The 15254-nt window shown below is 71.4% G+C and carries 13 protein-coding genes and 1 tRNA gene; 2 read left to right on the forward strand and 12 right to left on the reverse strand.

The window, feature by feature from the left end:
- Positions 1-148: 148 nt before the first annotated feature.
- From BIV01_RS17610 to polA, 7 genes are all read right to left on the reverse strand, one after another.
- Positions 149-1501 (reverse strand): acyltransferase, encoded by a 1353-nt coding sequence (locus tag BIV01_RS17610; RefSeq protein ID WP_071303710.1) that lies wholly within the window; start codon positions 1499-1501, stop codon positions 149-151.
- Complete coding sequence (locus tag BIV01_RS17615; protein WP_071303711.1) at positions 1498-2994, reverse strand: class I adenylate-forming enzyme family protein; 1497 nt, start codon at positions 2992-2994, stop codon at positions 1498-1500. The genes BIV01_RS17610 and BIV01_RS17615 overlap by 4 nt, the downstream gene beginning before the upstream one ends.
- Before the next feature lie 22 nt (positions 2995-3016).
- A complete protein-coding gene (locus BIV01_RS17620) occupies positions 3017-4048 on the reverse strand; it encodes a BPSS1187 family protein (protein ID WP_071303712.1) in 1032 nt (343 codons plus the stop codon).
- Entirely contained in the window at positions 4045-4647 is a 603-nt protein-coding gene (gene coaE, locus BIV01_RS17625; protein ID WP_071296297.1) for a dephospho-CoA kinase, read from the reverse strand. Before coaE ends, BIV01_RS17620 begins: the two co-directional genes overlap by 4 nt.
- A gap of 95 nt (positions 4648-4742) precedes the next feature.
- Positions 4743-6212: a 30S ribosomal protein S1 gene (gene rpsA, locus BIV01_RS17630; protein WP_070416219.1), complete on the reverse strand. Its 1470-nt coding sequence runs from the start codon at positions 6210-6212 to the stop codon at positions 4743-4745.
- Between the two features lie 189 nt (positions 6213-6401).
- On the reverse strand, positions 6402-8081 hold the full coding sequence (locus BIV01_RS17635; RefSeq protein WP_071296367.1) for a DUF885 domain-containing protein: 1680 nt from the start codon (positions 8079-8081) through the stop codon (positions 6402-6404).
- A gap of 101 nt (positions 8082-8182) precedes the next feature.
- Positions 8183-10855, reverse strand: a complete 2673-nt coding sequence (gene polA / locus BIV01_RS17640) for a DNA polymerase I (RefSeq protein WP_071296296.1) — start codon at positions 10853-10855, stop codon at positions 8183-8185.
- Positions 10856-10955: 100 nt separating this feature from the next.
- Between polA and BIV01_RS17645 the strand changes: the two genes are divergently transcribed.
- Positions 10956-11324 (forward strand): PaaI family thioesterase, encoded by a 369-nt coding sequence (locus BIV01_RS17645; RefSeq protein WP_071296366.1) that lies wholly within the window; start codon positions 10956-10958, stop codon positions 11322-11324.
- A gap of 29 nt (positions 11325-11353) precedes the next feature.
- Positions 11354-11737, forward strand: coding sequence for a VOC family protein (locus BIV01_RS17650; RefSeq protein WP_071296295.1), 384 nt, complete (start codon positions 11354-11356; stop codon positions 11735-11737).
- Positions 11738-11741: 4 nt separating this feature from the next.
- On the opposite strand, the gene BIV01_RS17655 is transcribed toward BIV01_RS17650, so the two are convergent.
- The 5 genes from BIV01_RS17655 to BIV01_RS17675 form a co-directional block, all read right to left on the reverse strand.
- Positions 11742-12212 (reverse strand): GNAT family N-acetyltransferase, encoded by a 471-nt coding sequence (locus tag BIV01_RS17655; protein WP_071296294.1) that lies wholly within the window; start codon positions 12210-12212, stop codon positions 11742-11744.
- A gap of 44 nt (positions 12213-12256) precedes the next feature.
- Complete coding sequence (locus BIV01_RS17660) at positions 12257-12862, reverse strand: ANTAR domain-containing response regulator (protein WP_022905562.1); 606 nt, start codon at positions 12860-12862, stop codon at positions 12257-12259.
- A 99-nt stretch (positions 12863-12961) separates the two neighbouring features.
- Positions 12962-13042 (reverse strand) — tRNA-Leu (locus BIV01_RS17665).
- 8 nt (positions 13043-13050) lie between these two features.
- On the reverse strand, positions 13051-14541 hold the full coding sequence (locus tag BIV01_RS17670) for a HAMP domain-containing sensor histidine kinase (protein WP_071296293.1): 1491 nt from the start codon (positions 14539-14541) through the stop codon (positions 13051-13053).
- Complete coding sequence (locus tag BIV01_RS17675) at positions 14541-15224, reverse strand: response regulator transcription factor (protein WP_071296365.1); 684 nt, start codon at positions 15222-15224, stop codon at positions 14541-14543. Before BIV01_RS17675 ends, BIV01_RS17670 begins: the two co-directional genes overlap by 1 nt.
- Positions 15225-15254: the final 30 nt, after the last annotated feature.

A 15254-nucleotide genomic window follows, 5' to 3' on the forward strand; every position in this document is an offset into this window, starting at 1 on the left:
GACCGCTGCACGCTGCGGACGGGAGGCGCGGTGCCAGGCCGACCCGCGCCTCCCGTCCGACACTGCGCACGACGGGAGGCGCGCTGCCAGCCCGACCCGTGCCTCCAGTCCCCACGCGGTGCGGGCGACGCCCCATCGACGGACGCGCTCAGCGCGTCGACCGCGGCCCGACGTCGTCCGTCTCCCCCACGAGCGCATCGTCCGGCTCGACCGGCTCGACCGGCTCGACCCGCGGTTCCGGGGCGACCACCGGCACGGCACCAGCACCCGCACCCCGAGCAGCCGCCTCCCGCTTCCGCGCCCGCGCCGCCCGCTGCCCACGCGACGACAACGACGGCCGCCCCGTGAGCGGCACGCTCAACGGCGTCCACCGGAACAGCTCCGTCACGGCCACCGACAGCACGAGCACGAGCACGTAGGTGACCAGCGTGAGCCAGGGCTGGGGCACGACCCGTTCGAGCCAGCTGTCGCCGTACAGCAGGATCCAGATCGCGAACGGGTGGCTGAGGAAGATGCCGAACGACCGGTCCGAGCCGTAGTCGACGACGCGGGCGAGCGCGCTCCCGGGCCGGCGCCGATCCGCCCAGCGCGCGCCGATCGCCAGGAACCCGACGAACACGGCGCTGCTCCAGAGCACCTGGACGGGCTGCAGGGGCGTGCCGGCGGCGTAGAGCGACTGCCCGAGACCGACCTGCAGCCACCACACGCCGAGGGTGAGCGCGCCGACGCCCGCGAAGCCCCAGAGGACGGCGCGGCGGTGCACCCGGATGAACCGGAGGAAGGCGTCCGCGTGGTCGGCGGCGATCGCGCCGGAGACGATGAAGAACACGTACGAGAAGAAGAACTGCTTCTGGTAGCCGTGCATCCACGCGTCGCTGGCGGGGAAGTACTTGTACCCGGCGAAGACCACGAGCTGGAACACGAGCGTCACGGCGAGGACCGCGACGTGGTGGCCGCGCGTCCGCCGCACCAGCCACGCGATGACCGGCAGGAGCAGGTACACCTGCATCGTCACGAGCAGGAAGTAGAGGTGGTACCAGGAGACGCCGGTGACGATGCCCTCGGCGTACGTGCGCACGAGGTCGGGCACGTCGCCCCGGCGGGTGGCGCTGAGGAGCCAGGACGACGCCACGTAGACGAAGGACCACGCCAGGTAGGGCACGCCGACGAGCAGGAAGCGCTTCGGCCAGAACTGCGCCATCGGCCGCGGTCGGAGCGTGTAGCTGTAGACGAGCACGAAGGCCGTCAGCGAGAAGAAGACCAGGCGGGTGAAGTGGAGCAGGCCGAGCAGGCCGTTCAGCGGGACGTCGTCGGCGGCGACCGTGTGACTGGTGGTGTGCACGCCGATGACGCAGGCGAAGGTCAGGATGCGGAGGACGTCGACCTCGTAGAGGTGCCGCGGCTTCCCCTCGGCGGTGCGGGTCGGCGTCTGCACCCGACGATCGGCAGCGTCGGCGGTGGGCGTGGCGGCGTCGGCGGTGGGCGTGGCAGCGTCGGTCACGGGTGTTCGGCCATCGTCCGCACCTTCGCCCGCTGGACCTTGCCGGTCGGCGCGCGCGGCAGGTCGGGCACGACGACGATCTCGACCGGACGGCGGAACCGTGTGAGGTGCGCCTCGGCCCGCGCGGTGAGGCCGGCGACCAGGGCTTCGGCGTCCACGGCCTCGTCCGGCTGCGGGATCACGTAGGCGATCGGCACCGCGCCGAGGACCTCGTGCGGCCGCCCGACGACCACGGCCTCGAGCACGCGGTCGTCGCCGAGCAGCACGTCCTCCACCTCGGAGGGGTACACCTTCTCGCCACCCCGGTTGATGACGTCGTCCGAGCGACCGGCGAGCGACACCCAGCCGTCCGCCGAGACCGATCCGACGTCGCCCGTGCTCAACCAGCCGTCCGCGTCGAACCGCTCCGCTGCGCGACCGAAGAGGTAGCGGTGGACGATGCCCTCGCCGCGGATCCAGAGGGCACCGACCTCGTCGGCGGGCAGCACCGTGCCGTCCTCGCCCCGGACCTGCACCTCGGATCCGACCGGCACGCCGACGGTCCCGACGCGTGCGGGTGCACCGAGTGGCGTGGCGGTGATCTGCGACGCCCCCTCGGTCATCCCCCAGCTGACGACGAGCGGGACGTCGCCGAGCGCCTGCCGCACCGGATCGGGCAGCGGAGCGGACGCGCTGCGGACGAACCGGAGGCCCTCGGGGAAGTCGAGCGGACCGGTCTTCGCGAGGACCGCGAGGATCGCCGGGACCGCGTTCAGCCAGGTGATCCGGCGCTCGGCGAGCAGCTCCCAGAAGCCGGTGCGACGGAACCGCCGGTCGAGCACGAGGGTCCCGCCGGCCACGAGGGTCGCCAGCAACCCGACGACCTCGGCGTTCACGTGGAAGAGCGGGAGGGAGTTGAACCCGCGGTCCTCCGGCGTGAGGCGGTTGTGCTGCGCCACGGCCCGGGCCACGAACAGCAGCTGCGACTCGGGCAGCTCGACGCCCTTCGGGGTGCCGGTGGAGCCGGAGGTGAAGAGCACGACGGACCCCTCGCCGGGTGCGTCCGGGTTCTCCGACGGCAGGTCCCCGTCGCGGACGGCTGCCGGGAGGAACGTGGCCGCGTCGATCCCGCTCGCCGGCGCCCCGGGGACGGTCGCGTCCACGGCGCGGTTCGACACCACGAGCGAGGCACCGCCGATCAGGTCGGCGAGACGGCCGGGTTCCGAGGTCGGCTGTCCGGTGTCGACGGGGATCGCCCGCCGACCGGTCGCGAGGGCGGCGAGGTGCACGACCGCGAACGAGAGCGGGTCGGCGAGGTCGACCAGGACCGCCCCGGACGGCGCGACCCCGATCGCGTCGAAGGTCGACGACCACGCCGACACCGCGTCCTCGAGCGCACGGTAGGTCAGGACGCGGTCACTGCGTGCGTCCTCGAGGTAGCTGCGCTCCCCGTCCTGCGCCGCGCGGGCACGGATGGTCGAGCGCAGGTCGGGTCGTTCGCCTGCTTGCTGCACGGACTCAGAGTATTGCGGGATCCTATGACGGGTCCGAGGGGAAGCGGTGGAGCAGCCACTGCCACAGCGCCTCCATCCGCGGGAGCCCGTCGCGGCCGATCGGGGTCGTGTCCTTGATCGTGCGCGAGTGCGACTCGGCCGGCGACCCCACCGCGATGTCGGTGAGGATCGCGTGCGGGTCCTCGTCGGGTCCGGGCGGCGCGGTGTCGGTCCGGAACGGCCCGTCGGGACCGTCGAGCCCGAGCACCTTCCAGGAGCCGCGGATCCGCGGACCGAAGACGTCGCGCACGTCGTCGATCGCGTACATCCGGGCGACCGGTGTCCGCCCCGGGCGGTCCATCCAGGCCGCGTGCTCGCTGCCCAACGACTCGACGGGCGAGGAGAACATCAGCGCGCCCTGCACCGGCCGGATGTGCGCGATGTACGCCGCCTCGCCGCCGCCCTGCGAGTGCCCGGCCACCACGATGTCCTGCCAGGCGATGTCCGAGTCGCCCTGGACGAACCGTCCCCACCCGCCGTCCGGGTCGTGGTCGTCGAGGTAGGCGATCGCGTCACGGAACCGCGAGACGATCGAGCCGGCCGGCTGCACCGAGCTGAACCGTGACGGCCGGGTGCCGTCGAACCGGTTCCGCTGCACCTGCCCGTAGCAGTGCGGATCCGCCTCACACGTCCCTGACAGCGTCTTGCCGAGGTTCCAGTAGTCGAGCCCGAGCACGTGGTACCCGTCGCGCAGCGCCGCGGACAGGAACAACTGGTAGTCGGCGGGCCGGGCGCGGGTCGCCGGCAGGAACAGCAGCAGCGGGCCGCCGGAGTCGGTGCGTGCCGCGAAGTCGTCACGGTTCGGCTCGAGGCGCTGCCCGTTGATCGTGCCGAGGCGGAAGCGGTGGAACTCCCCCACCGGACCGTGCTCGTCGCCGCGAGGTCGGTCGGCTGCGGACACCCGGCCGTGCTCCGCCACCCGATCGCCACCGAGGACGTTCGCCGCGACGAGCGACGCGGCGCCGATCGCCACGAGGAGGACGGCCGCGAGGACCAGGAGCGCCCGGTGCTTCATCGGCCGATGCGCTCCCAGACCTTATCGGCGGATCGGATCGTGTCGGCGAGGGTGCCGGTGGCGTCCACCACGTGGTCGGCCAGTGCCAGGCGGTCGGCATCGCTCGCCTGGGCGGCGACGCGGCGCTCGGCTTCGTCGCGGGGCATGCCGCGGTGCTCCACGAGCCGCTCGATCCGCTGGGCAGCGGGAGCATCGACCACCACGACCGCGTCGAACCGCAGCGGCCGGCTCCCCCGGGCTTCGGCGAGCAGTGGCACGTCGTAGACCACGACGGCGTCCGGGTCCGCTGCCTCGGCTGCGTCGAACGCCGCCTGGGCGAGACGCCAGACCTCGGGGTGGGTGATCCGCTCGAGGTCCTTCCGCGCCGCGGCGTCGGCGAACACGATCGCGCCGAGTGCCGGCCGGTCGAGCGAACCGTCGGGGGCGATGACGCCGGGGCCGAACCGCTCGGCGACCTGCGCGAGGCCCGGGCTGCCGGGAGCGACGGCGTCGCGCGCCAGCCGGTCGGCGTCCACCACGACCGCGCCGTGCTCGGCCCAGCGGCCGGAGACGGTGGACTTGCCCGCGGCGATGCCGCCCGTGAGACCGATGATGCGCACACCGACAGGCTACCGACCCGCCACCTCCGGAACGGCCGGAAGCCCGGCACCCCTTCTCAGGGATGCCGGGCTTCCGGTACGGCTGCGCCGCTCGATCAGTTGGTCGAGCTGAGCTTCTCGCGGAGCGCTGCGAGCGAGGCGTCGTCGGCCAGGGTGCCCTGACCGTTCGACTCGGTCGCGAACGTCGAGGACGACGACGACGAAGCGGTCGCCGGGAGGTCGAAGCCACCCTGCGCCTCGTCGGCGATGGTCTTCGCGACCTGCGCCTTGTGGGCTTCCCAACGCGACTGGGCGGCAGCGTACTGACGCTCCCACTCCTCGCGCTGGGTGTCGAAGCCCTCGAGCCACTCGTTCGTCTCCGGGTCGAAGCCGTCCGGGTACTTGTAGTCGCCCTTGTCGTCGTACTCGGTCGGCATGCCGTAGAGCGCCGGGTCGAACTCGGAGCCTTCCGGGTCCACGCCCTCGTTCGCCTGCTTGAGGCTGAGCGAGATGCGACGACGGTCGAGGTCGATGTCGATGATCTTGACGAAGACCTCGTCGTTGACCGAGACGACCTGCTCGGCGAGCTCGACGTGCTTGTTCGAGAGCTCCGAGATGTGCACGAGGCCCTCGATGCCGTCGGCAACGCGGACGAAGGCACCGAACGGCACGAGCTTCGTGACCTTGCCCGGTGCGATCTGGCCGATCGCGTGGGTGCGGGCGAAGACCTGCCACGGGTCTTCCTGCGTGGCCTTGAGCGAGAGCGACACGCGCTCGCGGTCCAGGTCCACCTCGAGGATCTCGACGGTGACTTCCTGACCGACCTCGACGACCTCGCTGGCGTGCTCGATGTGCTTCCAGCTGAGCTCGGAGACGTGGACGAGACCGTCGACGCCGCCGAGGTCGACGAACGCACCGAAGTTGACGATCGACGACACGATGCCCTTGCGGACCTGGCCCTTGTGGAGGTTGTTGAGGAACGTGGTCCGGGACTCGGACTGCGTCTGCTCGAGCAGCGCGCGGCGCGAGAGGACGACGTTGTTCCGGTTCTTGTCGAGCTCGAGGATCTTCGCCTCGAGCTCCTGACCGAGGTACGGCGTGAGGTCGCGGACGCGACGCAGCTCGATGAGCGACGCCGGGAGGAAGCCGCGGAGGCCGATGTCGACGATCAGACCGCCCTTGACGACCTCGATGACCGTACCGGTCACGACGCCGTCGGACTCCTTGATCTTCTCGACGTCGCCCCAGGCGCGCTCGTACTGCGCACGCTTCTTCGACAGGATGAGGCGACCTTCCTTGTCCTCCTTCTGGAGAACCAGGGCCTCGACCTCGTCACCGACCTCGACGACCTCGTTGGGGTCGACGTCGTGCTTGATGGAGAGTTCGCGCGAGGGGATGACACCCTCGGTCTTGTAACCGACGTCGAGGAGGACCTCGTCGCGGTCGATCTTCACGACGGTGCCGGAGATGAGGTCTCCGTCGTTGAAGAACTTCAGGGTCTTCTCGACCTCGGCCAGGAAGTCATCAGCCGAGCCGATGTCGTTGATGGCGACCTGCTTGGGAGCCTTGGTCGTGGTGGTTGTCATGTAGAGATTGCTCCGAACGGACATGAGTCGGGCCGAGACGGCGAGGGAGCGACCCCCTGGTCCGAACCGGATGCCGGTTCGAGCCGTCCTGGCGATGTGTTTGGTGAGCGCGGATTGCGCCGCACAAGTCTAACCGCAGCGAGCGAGCGCCCACAACCGGGCGTGTCGGATCGTGTCGGCCCCGATCGATCAGTCGAGCAGGGCGCTGCGGAGCGTGTCCAGACCGATGCTGCCGAGCGCGAGGGCCCGGTGGTGGAACGCCTTGAGGTCGAACGACGCACCCTCGCGGGCGGCCACCTCGTCGCGGATGGACTCCCAGACGCGCTGACCGACCTTGTACGACGGCGCCTGCCCGGGCCAGCCGAAGTACCGGGCCACCTCGAACTGCACGAACTCGTCGGACATGTTCACGTTCTGGCGCATGAAGTCGAGGGCGTACTCCCACGTCCAGGCGCCACCGTCGGGGTTCGTCTTCTGCAGGTGGACGCCGATGTCGAGCACCACCCGGGCTGCACGCATGCGCTGCCCGTCGAGCATGCCGAGCCGGTCCCCGTCGTCGTCGAGGAAGCCGAGCTGCTCCATGAGGCGCTCGGCGTAGAGCGCCCAGCCCTCGACGTGCCCCGAGGACCCGGACAGCTGCCGACGCCAGGTGTTCAGCTCGCCGCGGTTGTAGACGCCCTGGCTGATCTGGAGGTGGTGGCCGGGGACACCCTCGTGGTAGACCGTCGTCTTCTCGCGCCAGGTGCCGAACTCGGTGACGCCCTGCGGCACGGACCACCACATGCGGCCGGCGCGCGAGAAGTCGTCGGACGGGCCGGTGTAGTAGATCCCGCCCTCTTGTGTGGGGGCGATCCGGCACTCGAGGCGCTTGATCGGGTCGGCGATGTCGAAGTACTTGCCGTCCATCGCCCGGATCGACTCGTCGCTCGTCTCCTGCATCCACCGCTGCAGGGCGTCGGTGCCGTGCAGCACCCGCGCCGGGTCGGCGTCGAGGACCTCGATCGCCCGGGCGACGCTCGCACCGGACTCGATGCGGTCGGCGATGCGCTCCTGCTCGTCACGCATCCGCGCGAGTTCCTCGATCCCCCACTGGTACGTCTCGTCGAGGTCGACGACCGCACCGAGGAACCGCCGGGAGTGCAGCTCGTACGCCTCGCGCCCGACGGCGTCGACCGGCGTCGCGAGCGGCATCAGCTCGTGCTCGAGGAACTGCCCGAACGACCGGTACGCAGCAGCGGCGACCTCGGCCCCGCGGGCGAGCTCGGCCCGGAGCGGCTCAGGCACCGGACCACCGTCGTCGAACGCGGCGCCGTCGACCAGCTGCCGGAAGACGCCGTCCGCCGCGCCGGTGCGGGTGGCCTGCTCGGCGATGAGCGCGACCTGGCGACGAGCGGGCGTGACGTCCTCGCGCGTTCCCTCGAGCAGGGTCTCGCGGATGCCCTCGATCGCGTCGGGGAGCGCGTGCAGCCGACTCGCGATGTCCCGCCAGTCGGACTCGGTCGCGGTCGGCATGAGGTCGAGGACGTCGCGCACGGACTGCGCCGGGCTGGCGATGACGTTGAGGTCGCGGAGGTGGAGCTTGCGGTCGAAGGACTCCTGGACGAGGTCGAGCTCGGCACCGAGGTCGGTCTTCGTCACCTCGTCGACGGCGTCCACCGCGTCGGCTGCGTCCAGCGCACGCTTCGTGGCGCGCGCCGCGTCCGCCATGGCCGCCGCACCGGCGGGCGACGTGTCGCCGTACTCCCCCGTGCGCCCCGGGACGCCGATGTACGTGGCGACGGTCGGGTCGAGGTCGACGAGGGTGGACACCCAGTCCTCGGCGACGCGGTCGACGGCGGAGGGCTGGCGGACAGGACGGTCATCGGTCATGCTCACGACCCTATCCACGACCGCTCACGACGTGGGACCCGCGGGACTGGAGGCACGGTGCGGGCCGGCACCGTGCCTCCTGTCCAGCAGGCGGTCGCGCCTCAGTGCGCAGCGGCTTCCCAGTTCGGGCCGACGCCCACGGACACGTCCAGCGGGACGGTCAGCTCGGCCGCGCCGCCCATGCGGGTGCGGAGGATCTCCTCGACCCGCTCCTGCTCGCCGGGCGCGACCTCGAGGATGAGCTCGTCGTGCACCTGCAGCAGCAGGTGCGACGCGAGCTCGCCGTCGCGGAGGTCGGCGGCGACGCCGAGCATCGCGATCTTCATGATGTCGGCCGCCGAGCCCTGGATCGGCGCGTTCAGCGCCGCGCGCTCGGCGTTCTCGCGGAGGACGCGGTTCGGGCTCTTCAGGTCGGGGAACGGGCGACGGCGACCGAAGATGGTCTCGGTGTAGCCGTCCTCGCGCGCCTGCTCGACGACACCGCGCAGGTAGTCGCGCACCGCGCCGAACCGGGCGAAGTACTCGTTCATGAGGGTGCGTGCCTCGGACTGCTCGATGCGGAGCTGCTTCGACAGGCCGAACGGGCTGAGGCCGTAGGCGAGGCCGTACGACATCGCCTTGACCTTCGTGCGCATCTCGGGCGTGACGTCGGCCGGCTCGACCGAGAACACCCGGGCGCCGACGAACCGGTGCAGGTCCTCGCCCTCGTTGAAGGCCTGGATGAGACCCGGGTCACCGGACAGGTGCGCCATGATGCGCATCTCGATCTGCGAGTAGTCGGCCGTGATGAGCGTCGTGTAGGGCTCGGCGACGGCGAACGCCGACCGGACCCGGCGCCCGACCGCGGTCTTCACCGGGATGTTCTGCAGGTTCGGGTCGGTCGAGGAGATGCGGCCGGTGCTGCTGCCGGTCTGCTCGTACCGGGTGTGGATGCGTCCGTCGACGATCGCGGCGTCGAGCGTGTCCACGATCTGCCGGAGCTTCGTGGCGTCGCGGTGCTGGAGCAGCAGCCCGAGGAACGGGTGCGGGTGCTGTTCCTGCAGGTCGGCGAGGCTCGCGGCGTCGGTCGAGAACCCGGTCTTCGTCTTGCGGGTCTTCGGCATCGCGAGCTCGGTGAAGAGGACCTCCTGCAGCTGCTTCGGCGACCCGAGGTTCACCTCGTGCCCGATCTCGGCGAAGGCCTGCTGCGCGAGTTCGGCCGCGCGCTCCCCCAGGTCGTGCGACAGCCCGGTGAGCACCGGACGGTCGATCGCGACACCCGTGGTCTCCATGCCGGCGAGGACCGGGACGAGCGGGAGCTCGATGTCGTCGAGGACGGTGAGCGAGGACTCGTCGAGACGCGCACGCAGCGCGGTGGTGACCCGGAGCACGAACCACGCGTGCACGCCGACGTTCACCGGGTCGGTCTCGGGGACGAGCTGGTTCGGGTCGGCCGTGGGGAGCTCTTCGCCGAGTTCCTGGTAGACGAGGTCGGCGAGGGGCTGCCCCTGCTTGCCCGGCTGCGCGAGCCACCCGGTCAGGCGGGCGTCGCCGGCGATGCCGTTCACCTCGAAGCCGACCGTGGCGAGTGCCTTGATCGCGGTCTTGGCGTCGTGGAAGTGCTTCGGGGCGTCGGAGGCGAACCACGCCGACAGCTGCTCGTAGTCCTTCGCGCCGCTGCCACCCGGGACGAGGACGGCGTCGTCGTGCGTGGCGATGCCGATCGCGCTGAGGCGCCCGTCGATGACCTCGACCGCGACGCCGTAGCCGTTCGCCGCCTCGGCCGCGTTGCGCCGCTCGAGCCAGTAGCCGAGCTCCTCGTCGATGAGGGTCTTGACCGCGGGCGGCGTCGGCGCACCGCTGTCGACCGAGCCCTCGACCGCGCTGGACTCCGACGGCTCGCCGGAGCCCGCGATCTTGAACACGCGGTCGAGCAGCGTGCGGAACTGCAGCTTCGCGAAGAGCTCGCGCACCGCGGCCTCGTCGAGGGGACGGAGTGCGACGTCAGCAGGCCCGACGGGCAGTTCCACGTCGTTCACGAGCCGGTTGAGCTTCCGGTTGCGGATCGCCCGGTCCTTCTGCTCGCGCAGGTTGTTGCCGACGACGCCCTTGATCTCGTCGGCGTGCTCGAGGACGCCGTCGAGGGAGCCGTACGCCGTGATCCACTTCACCGCGGTCTTCTCGCCGACCTTGTCGATGCCGATGAGGTTGTCGCTGGTCTCGCCGACGAGGGCAGCGATGTCGGGGTACTGGTGCGGCTCGATGCCGTACCGCTCGTACACCTTGTCGCGGTCGTACCGGGTGAGCTCGGAGACGCCACGGACCGACGGGTACAGCAGCGTGACGTCGTCGTTCACGAGCTGGATCGAGTCACGGTCGCCGGACACCACGTAGACCTGGTAGCCCTGTTCGGAGCCCTGGCGGGCGAAGGTGGCGAGGATGTCGTCGGCCTCGTAGTCCTCCTTCGTGACGGTGGTGATGCCCATCGCCTCGAGCGCCTGCTGGAGGAGCGGGATCTGGCCCTTGAACTCGGCCGGGGTCTCGGAGCGGGTGCCCTTGTAGTCCTCGTACTCACGCGTGCGGAACGAGAAGCGCGAGATGTCGAACGCGACCGCGAGGTGGGTCGGCTTCTCGCGCTGGAGGAGCATCAGCAGCATCGAGATGAAGCCGTGGATGGCGTTCGTGTGCTGCCCGTCGCGGTTCACGAAACTGTCGACCGGCAGCGCGTAGAAGGCCCGGAAGGCGAGCGAGTGGCCGTCGATGACCATGAGGGTAGGCTTTGCGGAGTCCGACACCCGGACAGCCTACCGACGCCATCCGACACGGGAGTCCGCCAGCGTGACCGACCAAGCTGCCACCACCGGGACCGTCGACGAGCGCCTCGCCGACCGTGGGATGGGCGAGCTCGCCGAGAAGATGGGCATGGTCATCACGGAGCTCACGGCCGAGCGCGCGGTGGGCACGATCCCGGTCGAGGGCAACCGTCAGCCCGTCGGACTCCTGCACGGCGGCGCCTACGTCGTCCTGGCCGAGAGCCTCGGGTCGATGGCCGCGAACGTGCACGCCGGTCCCGGCCGGTACGCGGTCGGCATCGAGCTGAACGCCTCGCACTCCCGGAGCGCCACGAGCGGCCTGGTCACCGGTACCTGCACGGCACTGCACCTGGGCAACACGCTCACCACGCACGAGATCGTCCTCACCGACGACCAGGGGCGGCGCTGCTCCACCGTGCGCATCACCAACATGATCCGCGAAGCCCGCTGACCCCGGCGGGCGTCACGAAGGAGTGACCCGTGCCCGCCACCGACTGGAGGATCGAACTGATCCTCGTCCCCGTCAGCGACGTCGACCGATCCCGCGAGTTCTACGAACGGATCGGCTTCTCGATCGACCACGACCAGCGCGTCTCCGACGAGCTCCGCTTCGTGCAGGCCACCCCGCCCGGGTCCGCCTGCTCCATCGCGTTCGGCGAGGGCATCATGTCCCCGGACGTCGTCCCCGGTTCGCTCAAGTCGATCCAGGTCGTCGTTCCGGACGCCGATGAGGCCCTCGCGCACCTGCAGGGGCTCGGCGTCGACGCGATCGGGGTGGACGAGATGGCGTGGGGACGCTTCGTCTTCTTCACCGATCCCGACCAGAACGCGTGGACGCTGCAGCAGCTCCCGGCGCGCGGATGACCGGTCAGTCCTCGGGCGGGCGCTGCAGCAGCAGTCGGGCGTCGCCGAACCCGAGGCGGCGGTAGAGCGTCTCGCCCTCGACGCTCGAGTGCACCGACGTCCGCTCCGCACCGAGCTCGTCGGCGGCGTCGAGCAACGCGGTCACGAGGCGCTTCGCGACGCCGGCGCCCCGCAGGTCGGGGTGGACGTAGACGGTCTGCACGTCCGCGGTCAGCCGTCGCCCGGGTCGGTCCGGCGTCGGGGGCCGTGCGACGAGCCCGAGCCACGCCATGCCGAGCACCCGGCCGTCGCGTTCGGCCACGACGCAGCGGTGCGTGTCGGGGTGGGCGGCGGCGAACGCCGACATCGCCTCGCGGTACTCGTCCGTGGTCACACCCGGCGTCGCTCCGCCTTCGTCGACGCTCCACCGCCATCGCAGGTCGGCCACCGCCGGCATGTCGTCGGGCCTGGAGGCACGGATCACCACGTCGTCCATGGCTCCACCCTGCCAGGTGGTCGGCCTGGTGCGCGCCCGGGTCGCTACTTCTTGGCGCTGAGCTGCTCGATGATCGCCTTGGCGACGTCGTGCATGGTCAGGCGGCGGTCCATCGAGGCCTTCTGGATCCAGCGGAAGGCCTCGGGCTCGGTGAGGCCCATCTTCTCGTTGAGCAGGCCCTTGGCGCGGTCGACGAGCTTGCGGGTCTCGAAGCGCTCGACGAGGTCGGCGACCTCGGCCTCGAGCGTGATGATCTGCTGGTGCCGCGAGAGGGCGATCTCGATCGCGGGCAGGAGGTCGTTCGGGGTGAACGGCTTGACGACGTAGGCGAGGGCGCCGGCCTCGGTCGCACGCTCGACGAGGTCCTTCTGGCTGAACGCGGTGAGGAGGACCACGGGGGCGATGTGGTTCTTCGAGAGCTTCTCGGCGGCGGAGATGCCGTCGAGCTGCGGCATCTTGACGTCCATCACGACGAGGTCGGGACGGAGGTCGGTCGCGAGCTGCACGGCGGTCTCGCCGTCACCCGCTTCGCCGACGACGTCGAACCCGTTGTCGCGGAGGATCTCGACGATGTCGAGGCGGATGAGCGACTCGTCCTCGGCGACGACGACGCGACGGGGTGCTGTTGCAGTTGCTTCTGTGTCACTCACACCCAGAAGCCTACTAGACGTCGGAAGTCGCAGTTGCGCAGTTGTACGAGTGGCGGGACTGCGGTACCGGGACTGTCCCGCACGCCGTGAGCCGCGTTGTACGAGTGGCGGGACTCGAACCCGCACGCCGTGAAGCAGAGCATTTTGAGTGCCCCGTGTCTACCATTCCACCACACTCGCGTAGGGCATCAGGCTAGCAGGACGCCCGCTCGCGGACGTGCACCGGCCGGCACCGTGACGCTCGCGGGCAGGCGCACGTCGAACACCGCGCCGCCGAGCTCGCCGTCGGCGCCGTGCGCGAGCGAACCGCCGTGCGCGACGGCGATGCCGCGCGCGATCGGCAGCCCGAGGCCGGCGCCGCCGGAGCGGGTGTCCCGAGCGTCCTCGAGCCGGACGAGTCGGTCGAACACGCGCTCGCGGTCGGCTGCCGGGATCCCGGGGCCGTCGTCCTCGACACGGAGCAGCATGCCGCCCGGTCCGTTGCTGAGCGCGAGCCGGACCGTGCCGGTGCCCCCGGTGGCCCTCGCGGCGTTGTCGACCAGGTTGCCGAGCACCTGGGCGAGCCGGTCCGGGTCCACATCGGCGTCGACCGGGTGCTCGGGGACCTCGATGCGGACGTCCACACCGGGCAGCCGGATGCGGAGCCGCTCGGCCTCGGCAGGGAGCCAGTCGACGAGGTCCGTCCGGCGCCGGTCGAGGGCGATCCCCCGGTCCAGCCGCGCCATCGTCAGCATGTCGTCGACGAGCCGAGCCGCCCGGTCGGCCTGCCGCACGACGTGCACCGCGAGCAGCTCGTTCGTCTCCGGGTCGTCCGGACCGTTGCGCACGAGGGTGTCCGCCGCGGCCCGGACACCGGCGACCGGGGTCCGCAGCTCGTGGGCGGCGTCCGACAGGAACGCGCGGACACGTTCCTCGGCGGCGACGGCCTGCGCTTCCGCGCCCTCGACCGCGTCGAGCATCTCGTCGAGGGCGAGCGCCACCCGGCCGATCTCCGTGTCGGTGCGGGACGGCCGGAGTCGGCGTCCGCGGTCCCCCGCGGTGATGGACCGGGCGGCGGCGGTCATCTCGTCGAGCGGGCGCAGCGAGCGTCGGACGACGAGCACGACACCCACGACGGCGACGCCGAGGAAGGCGGCGGACGCACCGCCCATCACCCAGCCGAGCTGCGCCAGGGTCTCCTGCACGTCGCGCGTGCCGGCGGTCAGCGTGATGCGGGTGCCGTCCTCGAGGTCCGAGCGGAGGGTCAGCACGCCGTCGTCCTCGTGCACCGACGACGACGTGATGGTGGCGCCGGTACTTTCGGACGAGCCGGTGGTCGACGGAGCCGCCGAGGACCGGGCCGCCGGTCCGGGCAGGCCCGTCGGGTCGGGTGGCCCCTTCCGCAACTGCTCGGGGCTGGGGCCGGCCTCGACCGCGGCGCCGTCGGGTTCGACGATCCGCACGGAGAGCCCCTGCGCCGACAACCGGTCGGCGAGGTCGCTCGCGTCGAGCACCCCGACGAGCGCGGCCGCAGCGGACGCCCGGTCACGCAGGCGGTCCTCGACCTGCGCGGTCAGTCGGGCGCCGAGGACGGCCTCGACCGCGACGACGAGGGCCGTCAGCAGGACCGCGAGGAGCACGAGGATCGCGACCACGGTCCGCAGCCGGAGCGAGGTGGTCCGCAGGCGTCCGTCGCGCATCACGCCGCACCCCGGTCCACCGCGAGCCGGTACCCGAGGCCCCGGACGGTGTGCACGAGCCGCGGCCCGTGCGCCTCCATCTTCCGCCGCAGTGCGCTGAGGTGCACCTCGACCAGGTTGGGTGCAATGTCCTCGTAGCCCCAGACCTGGGTCGTGATCTGCCCCTTCGACACCGTCCGTCCGCGGCTCTCGGCGAGGAACCGGAGGAGTCGGAACTCGGTCGCGGTCAGGTCGAGCAGCACGCCGGCGCGGCGGACCGTGGAGCCGTCGGGGTCGAGCACGAGGTCGCCCACCTCGATCACGGACGGCACCCGTCCTCGGCGCCGGAGCACCGCCGTCACCCGGGCGACGAGTTCGGCCATCGCGAACGGCTTCACGACGTAGTCGTCCGCCCCCTCGGCGAACCCGCGCAGACGGTCGTCGAGCTCGTCCCGCGCGGTGGTCATCACGACAGCGGCGTCCGACCGGGCCCGGATGCGGGCGGCGAGCAGGATCCCGCTCGGCCCGGGGAGCATCCAGTCGAGCAGGACGAGGTCCGGGGCGGTGCGGTCGAGGTCGGCGGCGATGGAACGGCCGTCCGCGACCTCGGCGACGGAGAACCCCTCGGCGCGGAGGGTCGTCACGACGGCGGTGCGGAGGGAGTCGTCGTCCTCGACGACCAGGATGCGGGCGGGTGCGGTCACGGCGGACACCGTAGGTCTGCTCCGCCAGCA

Origin of the sequence: Curtobacterium sp. MCBA15_013, from assembly GCF_001865095.1 — a bacterium.
In the GTDB taxonomy this organism is placed as follows: domain Bacteria; phylum Actinomycetota; class Actinomycetes; order Actinomycetales; family Microbacteriaceae; genus Curtobacterium.